The organism is Mesorhizobium opportunistum WSM2075 (assembly GCF_000176035.2).
Lineage (GTDB): Bacteria > Pseudomonadota > Alphaproteobacteria > Rhizobiales > Rhizobiaceae > Mesorhizobium > Mesorhizobium opportunistum.
Map to the genome: position 1 here is coordinate 5288193 of NC_015675.1, position 14547 is coordinate 5302739.

Here is a 14547-nt window from a genome sequence, read left to right on the forward strand (position 1 = left end):
CCGATCACGTTCCCTGCTCGTTGAACGGCGCCGGCCGCCACTTCACGACATAGTTCTCGAAGCGGGTGATGATGAACTCCACCACCAGCGCCATGACAGCCAGGATGATCATCGCGGCGAACACGCCATTGGCGTTGAATGCGCCCTGCGCGGTCGAGATCAGCAGGCCCATGCCTTGCTTGGCGCCGAGGAACTCGCCGACCACCGCGCCGACCAGCGCGAAGCCGAAGCTGACATGCAGGCTGGCGAGGATCCAGCTCATCGCCGAAGGAATGATGACGGTGCGGGTGATCTGGAACGGCGAGGCGCCAAGGATCTGGGCATTGGCGATCATTGCCCTGTCGGCCTCGCGCACGCCCTGGAAGGCGTTGGCGAAAACAACGAAGAACACCATCACCACGGCAAGCGCCACTTTGGACGCCATGCCGAGGCCGAGCGCGATGATGAACACCGAGCCGAGCACGACGCGCGGCACCGAATTGGCGATCTTGATGTAGATCGAAAAGACATCCGCCAACAGCCGATTGCGGCCGAGGATGATGCCGGCGGCGATGCCGCCAAGGGCACCGATGACAAAGCCGAGGAAGGTTTCCTCCAGCGTCACGTAGATCTGCAGCCAGAGCGGGCCTTGCGAGGTGCCTTCGGTGATCCACGACCAGATCTGCTGCCAGATGCCGGAAGGGCTGGCGAAGAAGAACGGGTCGATGATGTTGTAGTCGGCGCCGAGTTCCCACAGGCCAAGGAAGACGACCAGGATCGCCAGGCGCAAGGAGATGACAAGCGCGTGGCGGCGGCGCAGCCTTGCCCTCGCCCGGGCTTCGGCAACGGCGATGGAAGCATCGCGGACAGCGGCCTGGTTGGCGGTCGGAGAGATTGCGGTCATGCTGTTTCTCCTTTCAATGTCCGGTCTGCAAGGTCCGGCTCTGGCCGAGCTGCACTTCCTCGCGCAGATCGTTCCAGATCACCTTGGCGATCTCGACGAAGTTCGGGTCGTAGCGGATGTCGGCCATGACGCGCGGGCGCGGCAGGTCGATGCGGTAGACGCTCTTGACCGTGCCCGGCCCAGCGGTGAGCACATAGACCTTGTCGGCCAGCGCCACCGCCTCCTCGAGGTCGTGGGTGACGAAGACAACCGAAGATTTCTGCTCCGACCACAAACCTAGCAATTCGTCCTGCATGGCGGTGCGCGTCTGCATGTCGAGCGCGCTGAACGGCTCGTCCATCAAAAGGATCTTGGGCTGGTTGATGAAGGTCTGCGCCAGCGCGACGCGCTTGCGCATGCCGCCCGAAAGCTGGTGCGGATAGTGCTTCTCGAAGCGGCCGAGGCCGACGCGGGCGATCCAGTCGCGGGCGCGGTCGTAGGCCTGCGCCTTCGGCGTGCCGCGATAGAGTGGACCGGCGGCGACATTGTCGATGACACTGCGCCAGGGAAACAGCGCATCCGCCTGGAAGACAAAGCCGATGTCCCGGCTGATATCGGTGACCGGCGTGCCCATGACGCGGACATTGCCGGTCGTCGGCCGCAACAGGCCGGTGACCAGGTTGAGCGTCGTCGACTTGCCGCAGCCGGTCGGCCCGACGACGCAGGCGAACTCGCCGCGCGCCACGGTCATCGTGAAATCGCGGATCGCCGTCATCATGTGGCCGTCGGGCGTGACGAAACGCAAGGTCACATCATCGATGGCGATCGCGGCGTCGGCTTGTGGCGCGGCCTGAGACAGCTTCTCGGCCGCCATGGGTTGCACTTGCATGGCGCACTCCTGTCGCAATGGGGCAAGGGGAGCCCGCGGCAGTGCCACGGATCTCCAGGTGTTCGGGATGCCGCGCCGCTGCCTTCTTGATTCAAGCAGCCGGCGCAAACCCTTGTTATTCAACGAGTGGCTGGCGGGCGCCGCTATTTGGCGGCGTCGACGAATTCCGTCGTATAGGTCTTCGACAGGTCGATCTGCTTGCCTTGCAGGCTCTTCGAGAATGTCGAGAGAACCTTGAGCACGGTCGGCGGGCCATCGGCCGGCATGCGGCCATCCGGCGTGAACATCGCCTTGCCACCGGCCAGCCCCTGCACGTAGAGGTCGCGGTTGCCGGCATAATAATCCTTCGGCATCTTGTCGGCGATCTCCTCGGCCGAATGCGTGGCGATGAATTTCATCGTCTTGACGAAGGCATTGGCGAGCTTCTGCGCCTCATCCTTGTGGCCTTCCAGCCAGGAGGACTGGACATAGAAGGACGCCGCCGGATAGTCGCCGCCCAGCGCTTCCTTGGTCTTTTCGGGCGTGCGCATGTCGACCAGGATGCTTGCCTCGCCGGTCTTGAGCAGTTTGGCGATGGTCGGCTCGGTGGTCATGCCGGCCTGGATCTGATCCTGCTTGACGGCGGCGATGAAGGTGTTGCCGGCGCCGACCGGCAGCAGCGTGTAGTCGCCGGGCTTCAGGCCGCCGCGCACGGCAAGATACTGGGTCAGGAAATCGGTCGAGGAGCCGAGACCGGTGACGCCGAGCGTGGCGCCCTTGAAGTCGGCGGGCGACTTGATCTCGGGGTGCTTGGCGGAGACCAGCTCGACCTCGCCAGGCGCCTGGCTGAACTGGACGATCGACTGGATGTATTTGCCCTTCGATTGCAGGTCGACGGTGTGATCGTAGAAGCCGACAACGCCCTGGACGGCACCGGCCAGCAGTTCATTTTCGGCCTCGACCCCGGCGCGCGAGTTGAGCAGTTCGACATCGAGCCCCTGGTCCTTGAAGTAGCCGAGCTGCTGGGTGAGCACGGCAGGCAGATAGATCTGCTTTTCCATGCCGCCGACGATGATGGTGATCTTGTCGGCAGCAGAAGCCACCGTGGCGCTTGTGGCTGCAATAGCAAGGGTTAGCGCCGCTGTGCGCAGGGCGCACTTCGAGATGAAACCGGTCACGAAACTTCCTCCACTTGGGCGGCGCGCCATCCCGGCTGCGCCGCATTCCTCCTTACCGGCCGCTCCCGCACCGGTCACACGGCGAACGCCGCAATGACTTCATGGCACGCCCAAGCTTTCAGCTGGCTTTCAGTCGTTTTAGCGGCCGTTGAAATGGAATCCGTTGTGGCTGCCGGTCACGGAGCGCCGAAACCGAGAACGTCGCGCATGTCGTATTCGCCGGGGTGGCGCCCCGCCACCCAGAGTGCCGCGGCAATAGCACCACGGGCGAACATGATGCGGTCGCCGGCCGCATGCGACAGGGTAACCGTTTCGCCCTCGGTGCAGAAGCTGACGCTGTGCTCGCCGACGATGCTGCCGCCACGCACCACCGCGAAGCCGATCTCGCCTGCGGGCCGCGCGCCGGTGACGCCATCGCGAACACGCCGCGCCACCGCGTCGAGTTCGACCTTGCGTCCGCCGGCCACGGCTTGGCCAAGCATCAAGGCGGTGCCCGACGGCGCGTCGATCTTGTGTCGGTGATGCGCCTCGAAGACCTCGGCGTCCCAGTCTTCGGGATCGAGCGCTGTCGCCGCCTGTTCGACCAATCCGACCAGCATGTTCAGCCCCAGCGAAAAGCTGCCGGAGCGCACGATGGCGATGATCTTTGCTGCCTCGGCGATGTCGGCGAATTCAGTCGCATCGAAACCGGTCGATCCGATGACCAGGGCCGGCCCGCCGCGGGCGGCGCAAAACCTTGCCAGGTCGGCCGAGGCCGCCGGCGTGGTGAAGTCGATGACCACATCGGCCGCGGCAAGCGCCTCCTCGCGGCTGACCAGCCCGTCGCCGACGGCGCCGGGCCGGTGGAAGCGAGCGGCGAGCGCCAGCCGTGGATCGGCCCGCACGGCGTCCGTCATCTGGCGGCCCATGCGGCCGAGCGCGCCGGCGATGGCGATCCTGATCGGCGGCTGCGGCATGGCCTCGGCTATTTCCACATGCCGCGCATGCGCGCGCCGATGTCGACGCGCACGTCCGGCCGGGGCGCCCTGCCCTGCGCGGCCTGCGCGCTTGGCCACGACACCTGCTCGAACGCGGCGAGGATCGAGGCCGGGATGAAGCGGGTGCGCGAGGCATAGAGATGGCGGTCCCCGCGCGCCGCCTGGCCGTGAGGAAAGAAGCGCTGCGGCATGACCAGGTTGAGGTTGTCCTTGGCCCGTGTCATCGCGACGTAGAGCAGCCGGCGCTCCTCCTCGATGTCCTCCTTGGTGCCGACGCCGAGATCGGCCGGGATGCAGCCATCGACGGTGTTGAGCACAAAGACATTTTTCCACTCCTGGCCCTTGGCCGAGTGGATGGTCGACAGGATCAGATAATCCTCGTCCCGATGCGGCGGCCCGGCCTGGTCACTGGTCGCGTCCGGCGGGTCGAGCGTCAGCTCGGTCAGGAACCGTTCGCGCGAGGCATAACCCGATCCGATCTGCTCGAGTTGCAAAAGGTCGGCGCGGCGCGTGATCGCATCCTCATGGATGCGCTCCAGATGCGGCTCGTACCACAGCCTGACCTGTTCGAGATCGGCAGGCCATTTGGCGCCGGCCCGCAGGCCCGAATAGAGCGCGACGAAGCTTGGCCAGTCGTCCGCCGCGCGCTGCGGCGGGCGCCATCCGGCCAGGCCCATCGCCTCGTCCAGCGCAGATGTCATCGTCTCGACGACCTGCGCGGCGGCCGAAGGGCCAATTCCCGGCAAAAGCTGCAGCACCCGAAAGCCGGCAACGCGGTCGCGCGGGTTTTCGGCGAAGCGCAGCACCGCCAGCACATCCTTGACGTGGGCGGCATCGAGGAACTTCAAACCGCCGAACTTTACGAAGGGAATGTTGCGCCGCGTCAGCTCGATCTCGAGCGGCCCGCTGTGGTGCGAGGCACGAAACAGCACCGCCTGGGATTTCAGCGCGGTGCCGGCCTCGCGCTCGGCCAGGATGGTATCGCAGACGAAATTCGCCTGCTCGACCTCGTCGCGGACGTTCACCAGTCTCGGCTTGCCCGTGGATTTGCGCTCCGACCACAGGTTCTTGGTGAAGCGTTCCGAGGCCTCGCCGATCACCGCGTTGGCGGCGGCGAGGATGGTCTCGGTCGAGCGGTAGTTGCGCTCCAGCATCACCACATCGGCGGCTTGCGCGAACTGCTTGGGGAAATCGAGAATGTTGCGCACCTCGGCGGCGCGGAACGAATAGATCGACTGCGCATCGTCGCCGACCACCGTCAGCCCGGCACCGTCGGGCTTCAGCGCCATCAGGATCGAAGCCTGCAGCCGGTTTGTGTCCTGGTATTCATCGACGAGCACATGGTCGAAACGCCCGCCCAGATGCGCGGCGATTTCAGGCTCGGCCGCCATCTGCGCCCAATAGAGCAGCAGATCGTCGTAATCGAGCACGTTCTGCGCTTGCTTGGCCTCGACGTAACCGGCGAACAGCTGCTTCAGCTGCTCGGCCCAGCCGGCGCACCAGGGAAAGGCGGAACCCAATACTTCGCCCAACGGCGCCTGCGCGTTGACGGCGCGCGAATAGATGGCGAGGCAGGTGCCCTTGGTCGGAAAGCGCGCCTCCGTCTTCGAGAGGCCGAGTTCATGCCGGACCAGGTTCATCAGGTCGGCGGAATCCTCGCGGTCATGGATGGTGAAGGCCGGATCCAGGCCGATCTCCAGCGCATAATCGCGCAGCAGCCGGGCGCCGATGCCATGAAAGGTGCCGGCCCAGGTCAACGCATCCGTGATCACCGCCGCGTCGCGGCCGAGCACCTCGCCGGCGATGCGCTCGACGCGTCTCGCCATCTCGGACGCGGCGCGCCGCGAAAAGGTCATCAGCAGGATGCGGCGCGGGTCGGCGCCCTTGACGATCAGGTGCGCGACGCGATGCGCCAACGTGTTGGTCTTGCCCGAGCCGGCGCCGGCAATGACCAGCAAAGGCCCCGCGATCTTGCCGTCGCCATGCTCGACGGCCTGGCGCTGGGCGTCGTTCAACCGCTCAAGGTAGGCGGGCGGGACGGTCGATTCCACAAAGGTCGAATCATGGGCGGCGAGGTTCATCGCCCATCAAGCATCGTTTCCGCTTTGTTCGCAACACAGAAGCGGCACGATAGGGGACGACCGCTTTGGAGACTATCGCTTGGGGGACTATCGCTTGGGGACTACCGTTTGGGATCGACACCCATCGCCGCCGATTGACGGCGCAGAGCCTCGCGGTCGCTTCTTGGCGCCGGCAGCAACAGCGGGTCGAAATTGTCGGGCACCTCATCGATCATCTTGCGAGCGAGCCGGTATGCGAGAAGGGCAAGGGTGGCTGCCAGAAGCAAACGGACCATGGATCGGTTCTCCCGTGATCGGGATCAACCAAAGGGACGGCGTTTTGTTCCCTCACGCGAAATTCGCAACCAAACCGACATCACCTCGTTTTGAGACAGGAGGCGATAGCGATGAAAAAGCTAAGATTGGGCCTCGTCCTGGTGGCATTGGCTGTTTCGGCCTGCGACAACAAATTGCCGCCAACGACGGCTCCCGGCGCTGAACAAAGCCTCGCCAGCAACCCCGTCGTAAACACGGGCACTGTCGGCAAGTGAGCCAATGCTCCGTGCAGCAGGTTCTGGGCTCCGTGCAACAGGTTCTGGGCTCCTTGCAACAGGTCGGGTGTTCAAGGCATCGCCGAGATGCATTCCTCGAGCCGCTCGAGGCGGAACTTGGCATTGCGCAGTTCGTGCCCGGCTTCGTGCCGTTGCTGACGGCTTGGGGACGCTGACGCCGCCGTCAGGTTCCGTTCGAGCTCGGCGATACGCGCACGCACCTGCCGCGCTTCGTCCTGACGCAACGCCTTTATCCAGTTCCGCCCGCGCATCTGTCTTCCCGCAAGTCCCCAAAGGCCCGCCGCCTTATGCCAGCAAGACCCTAACTTCCTGGAAGTGCGAATATTCCAAATTTAATGAGTGCTAATTTAGCAAGGCGGCGCCACGGAGAAGAAGGCCGGCGCCGCTTGGGAGGAGAAAGGCGCCGGCCAAGCGGATAAGAGGTCCGCCGCAAGGAAGAGGCTAGCTGAGTCTTGCCGCTGCGTCATGCAGGATCGAGGATTTTGGCTCTTTCCGGGCGTTTTCCCCCGCAAAACGAACCAAACGAGTCCTCGCCCTTCAAACCCCAAGCCGTCGCCTGGCGATGGCGACATGGAAGTTGGCACCGAACAGCAACCCCTCATCATTGAAGTCATAGCTGGAATTATGAAGTGGCGCCGAGGCCTCGCCATTGCCGAGGAAGACGAAACAGCCCGGCACGTGGTCGAGGAGGCGGGCAAAATCCTCCGAGGCTGTCATCGGCTCAGCCGCCACCGCGATGTTGCCGGGTTCGAAGACGTCCCTGGCGGCGGCGAAAGCCGCGTCGACCAGTTCGGCATCGTTGCACAGCGGCACGAATTCGCGGCTGTAGTTCACTTCGGCGGTGACGTTGTAAGCGGCGGCGGTGCCTTCGGCGATTATACGCATCTGGCGTTCGATCCCGGCGCTGACCTCGGGGCGGAAGCTGCGTGCGTCGCCAAGGATGCGGGCCAGGCCGGGCAGCGCATTGCGGGTGCCGTCGGTGATCAGTTCGGTCACCGAAACCACCGATATGTCGGTGATGCCCTCGTCGGCGAGCCGTTCCAGAAAGGCGGCCAGCGCCGCCTCCTCCGCCTGCAAATGCTGTTCGTCGGGATCGCGCAGGTCAACGGTGAAGACGGCGCGCGATGGAATGACGTTGATGGCGTTCGGCTCCAAGCGCATCGTGCCGACAGTGGCAACGGTTGGCGAATTGGAGGCCGCTGCCCGGTCATGTAGGAAGGTGACCACGCGTGCAGCCGCATATCCGGCATCGCAGCGCATCGACATCGGCGTGGTGCCGGCGTGGTTAGCGACGCCGTCGATGGTGATGCGCTGCCAGGAGATGCCTTGCAGGCTCTCCACCGCGCCGATGGGGATGCCCTCGCGCTCCAGGACCGGCCCCTGCTCGATATGCAGCTCGACATAGATGTGCGGCTTGAGAAAGCCAGGTTCGCGATCGCCCGCATAGCCGATGCGGGCGAGTTCCTGGCCGAGCGTGCTGCCGTCCGTGCCGACGGCGGCGAGTGCCGCTTCAACTTCAACGCCGCCGGCATGGACCAGCGATCCCATCATGTCGGGAGAGAAGCGCACGCCTTCCTCGTTGGTGAAGGCTGCGACGGCAATTGGGCGCGACGGCGAAAGGCCTGATGATTTCAGCGTCTCGATCACCTCCAGCCCGGCAAGCACGCCGTAGCAGCCGTCATAGATGCCGGCGTCGATGACCGTGTCGATGTGCGAGCCGATGAGCACCGGCGCCTGCCCGTTATTATCCGCGTCTTGCCAGATGCCGAAGATGTTGCCGATGCGGTCGACGGCGACATCGAGCCCGGCTTGCCGCAGCCAGCCGACGAAGAGGTCGCGGCCGAGCTTGTCGGTGTCGGAAGCGGCCAGCCGGGTCAGCCTGCCCTCTGCGTCGCGGCCAACAGCGCCGAGTTCACGGATGCGGCCCAACAGGCGCTGTGCGTCGATCGCGATCATGACATTGCCTCGACGGAAAGCTTGGCCTCGACAGCAAGCTTGCCGGCCAGCACCTCGGCGGGGCTCATGCCGACGAGCGCGGCATAACGGCTTGGGTCGGTGGCGCCTTCGGTGTTGATCACCAGCACGCGGGATTTGCCGTCAAGCCCGAGTTCGGCCTTGTTTTCGGCCACTGCCCGGATCAGCCCGGCAAGGCCGACGCCGCCGCTTTCACCGGCCACGATCACAGGGTCGCCGCCGGCTGGTCGCGCCAGCCGCCGCATCACCGCGACGGCGTCATCCTCGTCCACGGTCATGAAGGCGTCGGCAACGCGCGCCAGCACGCGCCAGGCGACTGACGAGGCCTCGTAGCATTCAAGCATGGCCATCACCGTCGGCTCGTCATGCGGCACCTTGACCACGCGCCCTGCCCGGGCAGCTGCGACAACGCAGGCGGCACGGGCCGGCTCGACGACAATGAAGGTCGGCCTGGCATTGCCGAGCACGATGGCGAGATGGCCGGCCACCGCGGCGGCAACGCCGCCAACACCTGCCTGGACGAAGACGTGGGTCGGCGGTTCGCGGAGCTGGCGCAACGCCTCGCGCACAATCGCGGTATAGCCTTGCATCACCAGGCCGGGAATACGCTCATAGCCCGGCCACGACGTATCTGACACCACGATCCAGCCCTTCCCGGCGGCGACCTCTGCGGCTTGCCTGACCGAATCGTCATAATTGCCCTCGACACGAACCATCCGGGCACCATAGCGGGCTATTGCGGCGATCCGCTCATCGCTGACGCCGGCATGGACAAAGATCACGGCCTTGGCCCCGGCAAGCTCGGCACCTTGCGCAACGGAGCGGCCGTGATTGCCGTCGGTGGCGCAAGCGACCGTCATCGTCGCGGCAACCGAGCGGACATCTGGCCAGTCGAGATCACCGATATCGACGGGGCGGCCAAGCCGCTTTCCAGCCTCCTCCAACACAAGGCGGAAGACCGCATAGGCGCCGCCCAGCGCCTTGAAGCTGCCAAGCCCGAGGCGAAAACCCTCGTCCTTGACATGCAGCGCAGCGAGGCCGAGTTCGTCCGCCAGCGCTGGCAGCGCGTGCAGCGGCGTCATCCTGTGATTGTCGCGATGGGCAAGAAAGCGTTCGACCGTGTCCGCCCCGGCAATCCCGAGGGTCTCGGCATCGGCAGCGTCAAGCGGCTGGCGATGCAGGGCATTGCGATTGGGCAGGAACACTGGCGGCCTCCTTGGTGATCGGCGAGAATATATTGCAAGATCTGCGCAAAAAGCGCTGTATTTGGGCCCCTGAAATGCAAGTTTGTTTCGCTGGACATTGCCATTGCCTCAGTCGCCGCTCGACAGTTTCGATCTCGCCATCCTTGCCATCCTGCAGCGGGACAACACCACGCCGCAGCGGCTGATCGGCGAAGCGGTGAACCTGTCGGCGCCGGCGGTGCAGCGCCGCATCAAGCGCATGGAGCAGGCCGGCGTCATCGCGGGCAATGTCGCCGTGGTCGAACCCGCGGCCGTCGGCCAGCCCATCACCATCTTCGTCGAGGTGGAGCTGGAGAGCGAGCGCACGGAACTGATCGACGCGGCCAAGCGGCAATTCTCGGCGGCGCCCGAAGTGCAACAATGCTACTATGTCACCGGCGAGGCCGACTTCATTCTCGTCATCACCGTGGCCGACATGGGCGCCTATGAGGCGCTGACACGAAAACTGTTTTTCGGCAGCAACAATGTCAGAAAATTCCGCACCTTCGTAGCCATGGATCGCGTCAAGGTCGGTCTGACGGTGCCGCTGCCGGATTGAGCTTGGCGGCGGCAAGTTCAGCCCGGCCGCGCCATGCTTTTGACATTCTCCCGGACGCGAATTGAGTGATGGAGGCACGCTTGGACGATACCACCCCAGTTGCGATCATCGGCGCCGGGCCTGCGGGCCTGGCTGTTGCCGCTTGTCTGAGGCAGGCCGGCGTCGACTTCATCCTGCTCGAAAAAGAGCAGCAGGCCGCACCCGCCTGGCGGCGCCATTACGAACGGGTCCACCTGCACACCACCAAGCGCTATTCGTCCCTGCCCTTCGTGCCGTTTCCGAAGCACTATCCACGCTACGTGCCGCGCGCTCTCTTCGTCGACTATCTCGATGCCTATGCGCAACGCTTCGACCTGCGGCCTCGGTTCGGAGAAACGGTGAAAGCGGTCACCCGGGACGGTCGCGGCTGGCGTGTGGATGCGACATCCGGTCCGTTGCGCGCCAAGCATGTGGTGATCGCGTCAGGCTACAATGCCGAGCCCTTGCGACCTGGATTTGCGGGCATCGACACCTTCATGGGCAAGACGCTGCACAGCGCCGACTATCGCAATGCCACGCCTTTTGCCGGCCAGTCGGTGCTGGTCGTCGGCATGGGCAACACCGGCGCCGAGATCGCGCTCGATCTGGCCGAAAACAGCGCAAAACCGACGATTTCCGTGCGCGGCGGCGTTCATATCGTGCCGCGCGAACTGTTCGGCGTTCCGATCCAGATGGTCGGCATGGCGGCGCGCCTGGGGCCGCAACGTTTCAACGATGCTCTCTTTCCCATCATCCTCGACCTGGTGATGGGCAGGTTGGAAAAATATGGGCTCAAACGGCCGGGACAGGGACTGCTGGAACAGATCGCGATTGCATCGCGCATTCCGGTGATCGACGTCGGCACCATCGGCAAGATCCGCGAAGGCGCGATCAAGGTTGCGCCCGATATTGCCGAGATCTCGGAACGCGGCGCCCGTTTTGCCGACGGCAAAAACGGCGAATTCGACGCGATCATCTTCGCGACAGGTTACCGGCCGGGCTATGCCAAGTTCCTGGAGCCTGGCATCCAGCCGGACCGCAGCGGCGTTACCGCGCAAGCTTCGGATCTCGGCCTGTACCTTGTTGGTTTCCACAACGCCGTGACCGGCTTGCTGCGCGAAATCGGGATCGAAGCCCAGGCGATCGCCGACGACATCTGGCACCGGCTGAACAGGAAAAAGGCTTCCGAAATTCTGCCGGTGTGATTTGCGGTTGCTTATCCCAGTGCAGTCTTCAGCATCATGCTGGCGATCTCCTTCCTCAGCTTGACGGCGACAAGCGCCGTCATGTTGCAGAGATGCTGGTTGGGGCGGTGGCGGTCCTAACAGGAGCCAGATTTACGGTCGAATGGGAAAAACGCCCGCCACGATCGCAAGAGCCAGGATATTGGGTGAGCAGCGCAAGACCCCTAAGGGTGTTGCAAAACTTAGATGCGAAATCGTAGCTTCAAATTGGGAATTTATGCGAGATCTCGTATTTGGTAATAAGACCAAGCGGAGCTTCATGGAACCTTTCAAACATACCAATTTCCTAAGAATTTTGGCCTTCCCAAGAATGGTCGGAGATTTCAAATATGAGACATCAGCAAAAGATTTATTTTTTAGACTTTCTGATGCGAAGGAAAATCACGGCATCTTGATAGGCAGAGTTCTTTTAGACAACGTCAATAAGAAATTCTGGATTGAATCTGGGGCATACAGAAACATAACAACCTTTAAGGCAAAAATTATTGAAAGTGAAGGAGATAAATTTATACATGGATCATTTGTTAATAGCGGGACATGGATATCGTATCCAGCTTTGATTTTAGCTTTTTTTGGATGGGTATGTCTCCTAGTATCCAACAAAAGTGCATCCGATATGGTTTTTTACCTGGTTTTTTTCGCATTTTTTCATCTAGGTATTTCTATTTCATTCAACAATCGTATAAAAAATATTTTAACGTTTCTGGCAAATGAACTTGACGTACATCCATCCCAACGCGAAATTATTTCTAATCACTCGTGATTTTCGCGATACATAGTCTTCGCTGAAATCTCAACAATATCATCTTCGCAGCTATGTGCGTCGCGGCCAATATTTTTGCTTTTGTTTCTGCGTCACCAGATGCACGACCAGGAAATCCCTGACCGGCTATGCCGTCAGCTCCTTGGCTTGCGCAGCCAGACCTTGTTGTCATGGAAGGCAGCGCCGCCATAGGGCGCGGGCGCATCGGCGCCGGTCAGCACGTTGATGCCCTCGCCGCGCTCATGCGCACTGTTCGGCCAGATGCCTTCGGCGATGACAACGCCGCGCTTGATGCCGTCGAACAGCTTGGCGTGCAGCACCACCTCGCCACGCTGGTTGCCGATCTCGACACGGTCGCCATCGGCCAGACCATGCGCGGCGGCATCGTCGGGATGGAGAAGCAGCTCCGGGCGGCCCTCCTTGGCCTTCGACACCGGCGTTTCGGAGAATGTCGAATTGAGGAAATTGCGGGCCGGCGAGGTCGCCAGCCGGAACGGATGCGCCTCGTCGACCACCTCGATCAGATCGACATGGTCGGGAAATTCCGGCAACCGGTCCACCGGGCCGAACAGGCCCATGCTCTTCGGCGGCCGGTTGGGGGCCGCCTGCCCGGTCCAGTCGGCGCGGAAGCGGAATTTTCCATCCGCGTGGCCAAACCCCTTGATGAAATGCGCGGCCTCGAAATCCGGCTGCAGGTCGACCCACTTGTCTTCCTTCAGGCTGTCGAAGCTGCCCAGCCCGCGCTTGCCCAAGATGATGTCGATATGCTGCTGTTCGGTCAGGCCAAAGCCCGGGCGATCGGAGACCCCCAGGCGCACGGCCAATTGTTCGATGACGAAATGGTTGGTGAGCGGGCCTTCCGGCGGCTCGATCAGCTTCGGGCCGAGCGTGATGTGCTGGTTGCCGCCGCCCTTGTAGAGATCGTCATGTTCGAGGAACATCGTCGCCGGCAGCACGACGTCGGCAAGCTTGGCCGTGTCGGTCATGAACTGCTCGTGCACGCAAGTGAACAGGTCGTCGCGCAGAAAGCCCTGCTTCACCAGCCGCTGCTCGGGCGCGACATTCACTGGATTGGTGTTCTGGATCAACATGGCCGTCACCGGCGGCCCGCCATAGAGCGCATCGCTGGCACCGGTCAGCACCGGGCCGATGCGCGAATGGTCGAGATGGCGGATCGAGGGATCGCGCATCCTGGTGCCTTCCAGCACCTCCTGATTGAGCTTGAAGATACCCGAATTCGAGTGAAAGGCGCCGCCGCCCTCATACTGCCAGCTACCGGTGACCGCGGCGATGCAGGACGCGGCATGCATGTTGACGGCGCCATTGCGCTGGCGGGCAAAGCCGTAGCCGAGGCGGAAATAGGTCTTCTTGATGGTGCCGACGAGGCGGGCAAAGGCCTCGATCTCGCCAATGGTCAAGCCCGTGATGCCAGCCGCCCATTCCGGCGTGCGTGTCTTGAGATGCGCTTCGAGCCCCTTCGGGTCGTCGGTGTATTTTTCGAGGTAGGCGCGGTCGGCCATGCCTTCCCTGAACAGCACATGCATGACCGCGCAAGCCAGCGCGCCATCGGTGCCGGGCTTGAGCACAAGACCCATGTCGGCCTGCTTCATCGTCGCGTTTTCATAGACGTCGACGACGACGATCTTCGCGCCGCGTTCCTTGCGCGCCTTGATGGCGTGGGTCATCACATTGACCTGCGTGACCACGGCATTGGTGCCCCAGATCACCACGCAATCGGACTTCGCCATCTCGCGCGGATCCGGTCCACGCAAGGCGCCTGCCCCCATCATCCAGCCGGTCCAGGCGAGATTGGTGCAGATCGATCCGAAGAAGCCGGAATACTTTTTCGCGTGGCGCAGCCGGTCGATGCCGTCGCGCTGCACCAGTCCCATCGTGCCGGCATAGAAATAGGGCCAGACCGTCTCCGAGCCGTATTTTGCTTCGGCCGCGATGAATTTTTCGGCGACGAGGTCGAGCGCTGCCTCCCAGCTCGCTTCCTTCCATGAGCCGTCGCCCTTGGCGCCGGCGCGGATAAGCGGCTTCAGCAAACGGTCGGGATGATGGACGCGGTCGGCATAGCGCGCGACCTTGGCGCAGACGACACCCGCCGTGTAGGTATTGGCCTTGGCGCCGTGGACGCGGCCGATGCGGTTGCCGTCGAGCAGTTCGACCTCGAGCGCGCAGGTCGATGGGCAATCATGAGGACATGCCGAATGGCCGATGCGGAGCTTCGCGTGCTGGTTCATGGG

At 63.1% G+C, this 14547-nt stretch carries 14 protein-coding genes; 4 read left to right on the forward strand and 10 right to left on the reverse strand.

Going from position 1 to position 14547, the window contains the following annotated elements:
• Positions 1-4: 4 nt before the first annotated feature.
• From MESOP_RS25610 to MESOP_RS35820, 6 genes are all read right to left on the reverse strand, one after another.
• A complete protein-coding gene (locus tag MESOP_RS25610) occupies positions 5-883 on the reverse strand; it encodes an ABC transporter permease (protein ID WP_013532454.1) in 879 nt (292 codons plus the stop codon).
• Positions 884-896: 13 nt separating this feature from the next.
• Entirely contained in the window at positions 897-1751 is an 855-nt protein-coding gene (locus MESOP_RS25615; protein WP_013896238.1) for an ABC transporter ATP-binding protein, read from the reverse strand.
• A gap of 143 nt (positions 1752-1894) precedes the next feature.
• The gene (locus MESOP_RS25620) at positions 1895-2881 is read right to left on the reverse strand and encodes an ABC transporter substrate-binding protein (RefSeq protein ID WP_425339711.1); all 987 of its coding nucleotides are present in this window, start codon (positions 2879-2881) and stop codon (positions 1895-1897) included.
• Positions 2882-3084: 203 nt separating this feature from the next.
• Complete coding sequence (dapB, locus tag MESOP_RS25625; RefSeq protein WP_013896240.1) at positions 3085-3864, reverse strand: 4-hydroxy-tetrahydrodipicolinate reductase; 780 nt, start codon at positions 3862-3864, stop codon at positions 3085-3087.
• An 8-nt stretch (positions 3865-3872) separates the two neighbouring features.
• The gene (locus MESOP_RS25630; protein ID WP_013896241.1) at positions 3873-5966 is read right to left on the reverse strand and encodes an ATP-dependent helicase; all 2094 of its coding nucleotides are present in this window, start codon (positions 5964-5966) and stop codon (positions 3873-3875) included.
• A gap of 101 nt (positions 5967-6067) precedes the next feature.
• Entirely contained in the window at positions 6068-6241 is a 174-nt protein-coding gene (locus MESOP_RS35820) for a hypothetical protein (protein WP_013896242.1), read from the reverse strand.
• A gap of 111 nt (positions 6242-6352) precedes the next feature.
• On the opposite strand from MESOP_RS35820, the gene MESOP_RS35825 reads away from it, so the two are divergent.
• Positions 6353-6496 carry a hypothetical protein gene (locus MESOP_RS35825; protein ID WP_013896243.1) on the forward strand — a complete coding sequence of 48 codons (144 nt, stop codon included), beginning with the start codon at positions 6353-6355 and terminating at the stop codon, positions 6494-6496.
• Positions 6497-6567: 71 nt separating this feature from the next.
• On the opposite strand, the gene MESOP_RS25635 is transcribed toward MESOP_RS35825, so the two are convergent.
• The 3 genes from MESOP_RS25635 to MESOP_RS25645 form a co-directional block, all read right to left on the reverse strand.
• Positions 6568-6768 carry a hypothetical protein gene (locus tag MESOP_RS25635; protein WP_013896244.1) on the reverse strand — a complete coding sequence of 67 codons (201 nt, stop codon included), beginning with the start codon at positions 6766-6768 and terminating at the stop codon, positions 6568-6570.
• A gap of 286 nt (positions 6769-7054) precedes the next feature.
• Complete coding sequence (locus MESOP_RS25640; RefSeq protein ID WP_013896245.1) at positions 7055-8473, reverse strand: hydantoinase/carbamoylase family amidase; 1419 nt, start codon at positions 8471-8473, stop codon at positions 7055-7057.
• On the reverse strand, positions 8470-9696 hold the full coding sequence (locus MESOP_RS25645; RefSeq protein WP_013896246.1) for a diaminopropionate ammonia-lyase: 1227 nt from the start codon (positions 9694-9696) through the stop codon (positions 8470-8472). The genes MESOP_RS25640 and MESOP_RS25645 overlap by 4 nt, the downstream gene beginning before the upstream one ends.
• A gap of 103 nt (positions 9697-9799) precedes the next feature.
• On the opposite strand from MESOP_RS25645, the gene MESOP_RS25650 reads away from it, so the two are divergent.
• From MESOP_RS25650 to MESOP_RS35285, 3 genes are all read left to right on the forward strand, one after another.
• Positions 9800-10273 (forward strand): Lrp/AsnC family transcriptional regulator, encoded by a 474-nt coding sequence (locus tag MESOP_RS25650; protein ID WP_013896247.1) that lies wholly within the window; start codon positions 9800-9802, stop codon positions 10271-10273.
• A gap of 80 nt (positions 10274-10353) precedes the next feature.
• On the forward strand, positions 10354-11496 hold the full coding sequence (locus MESOP_RS25655; protein ID WP_013896248.1) for a flavin-containing monooxygenase: 1143 nt from the start codon (positions 10354-10356) through the stop codon (positions 11494-11496).
• A gap of 142 nt (positions 11497-11638) precedes the next feature.
• A complete protein-coding gene (locus MESOP_RS35285; RefSeq protein WP_013896249.1) occupies positions 11639-12298 on the forward strand; it encodes a hypothetical protein in 660 nt (219 codons plus the stop codon).
• A 134-nt stretch (positions 12299-12432) separates the two neighbouring features.
• Here MESOP_RS35285 and MESOP_RS25660 read toward each other — a convergent pair whose 3' ends face one another.
• Positions 12433-14544, reverse strand: coding sequence for a molybdopterin-containing oxidoreductase family protein (locus MESOP_RS25660; protein WP_013896250.1), 2112 nt, complete (start codon positions 14542-14544; stop codon positions 12433-12435).
• Positions 14545-14547 lie beyond the last annotated feature (3 nt).

What these genes read in the sequence shown, in the direction of transcription:
- MESOP_RS25610 (WP_013532454.1), bottom strand. Translation starts at nt 883, where the DNA reads ATGACCGCAATCTCTCCGACCGCCAACCAGGCCGCTGTCCGCGATGCT.
- MESOP_RS25615 (WP_013896238.1), bottom strand. Translation starts at nt 1,751, where the DNA reads ATGCAAGTGCAACCCATGGCGGCCGAGAAGCTGTCTCAGGCCGCGCCA.
- dapB (WP_013896240.1), bottom strand. Translation starts at nt 3,864, where the DNA reads ATGCCGCAGCCGCCGATCAGGATCGCCATCGCCGGCGCGCTCGGCCGC.
- MESOP_RS25630 (WP_013896241.1), bottom strand. Translation starts at nt 5,966, where the DNA reads ATGAACCTCGCCGCCCATGATTCGACCTTTGTGGAATCGACCGTCCCG.
- MESOP_RS35820 (WP_013896242.1), bottom strand. Translation starts at nt 6,241, where the DNA reads ATGGTCCGTTTGCTTCTGGCAGCCACCCTTGCCCTTCTCGCATACCGG.
- MESOP_RS35825 (WP_013896243.1), top strand. Translation starts at nt 6,353, where the DNA reads ATGAAAAAGCTAAGATTGGGCCTCGTCCTGGTGGCATTGGCTGTTTCG.
- MESOP_RS25635 (WP_013896244.1), bottom strand. Translation starts at nt 6,768, where the DNA reads ATGCGCGGGCGGAACTGGATAAAGGCGTTGCGTCAGGACGAAGCGCGG.
- MESOP_RS25640 (WP_013896245.1), bottom strand. Translation starts at nt 8,473, where the DNA reads ATGATCGCGATCGACGCACAGCGCCTGTTGGGCCGCATCCGTGAACTC.
- MESOP_RS35285 (WP_013896249.1), top strand. Translation starts at nt 11,639, where the DNA reads ATGGGAAAAACGCCCGCCACGATCGCAAGAGCCAGGATATTGGGTGAG.
- MESOP_RS25660 (WP_013896250.1), bottom strand. Translation starts at nt 14,544, where the DNA reads ATGAACCAGCACGCGAAGCTCCGCATCGGCCATTCGGCATGTCCTCAT.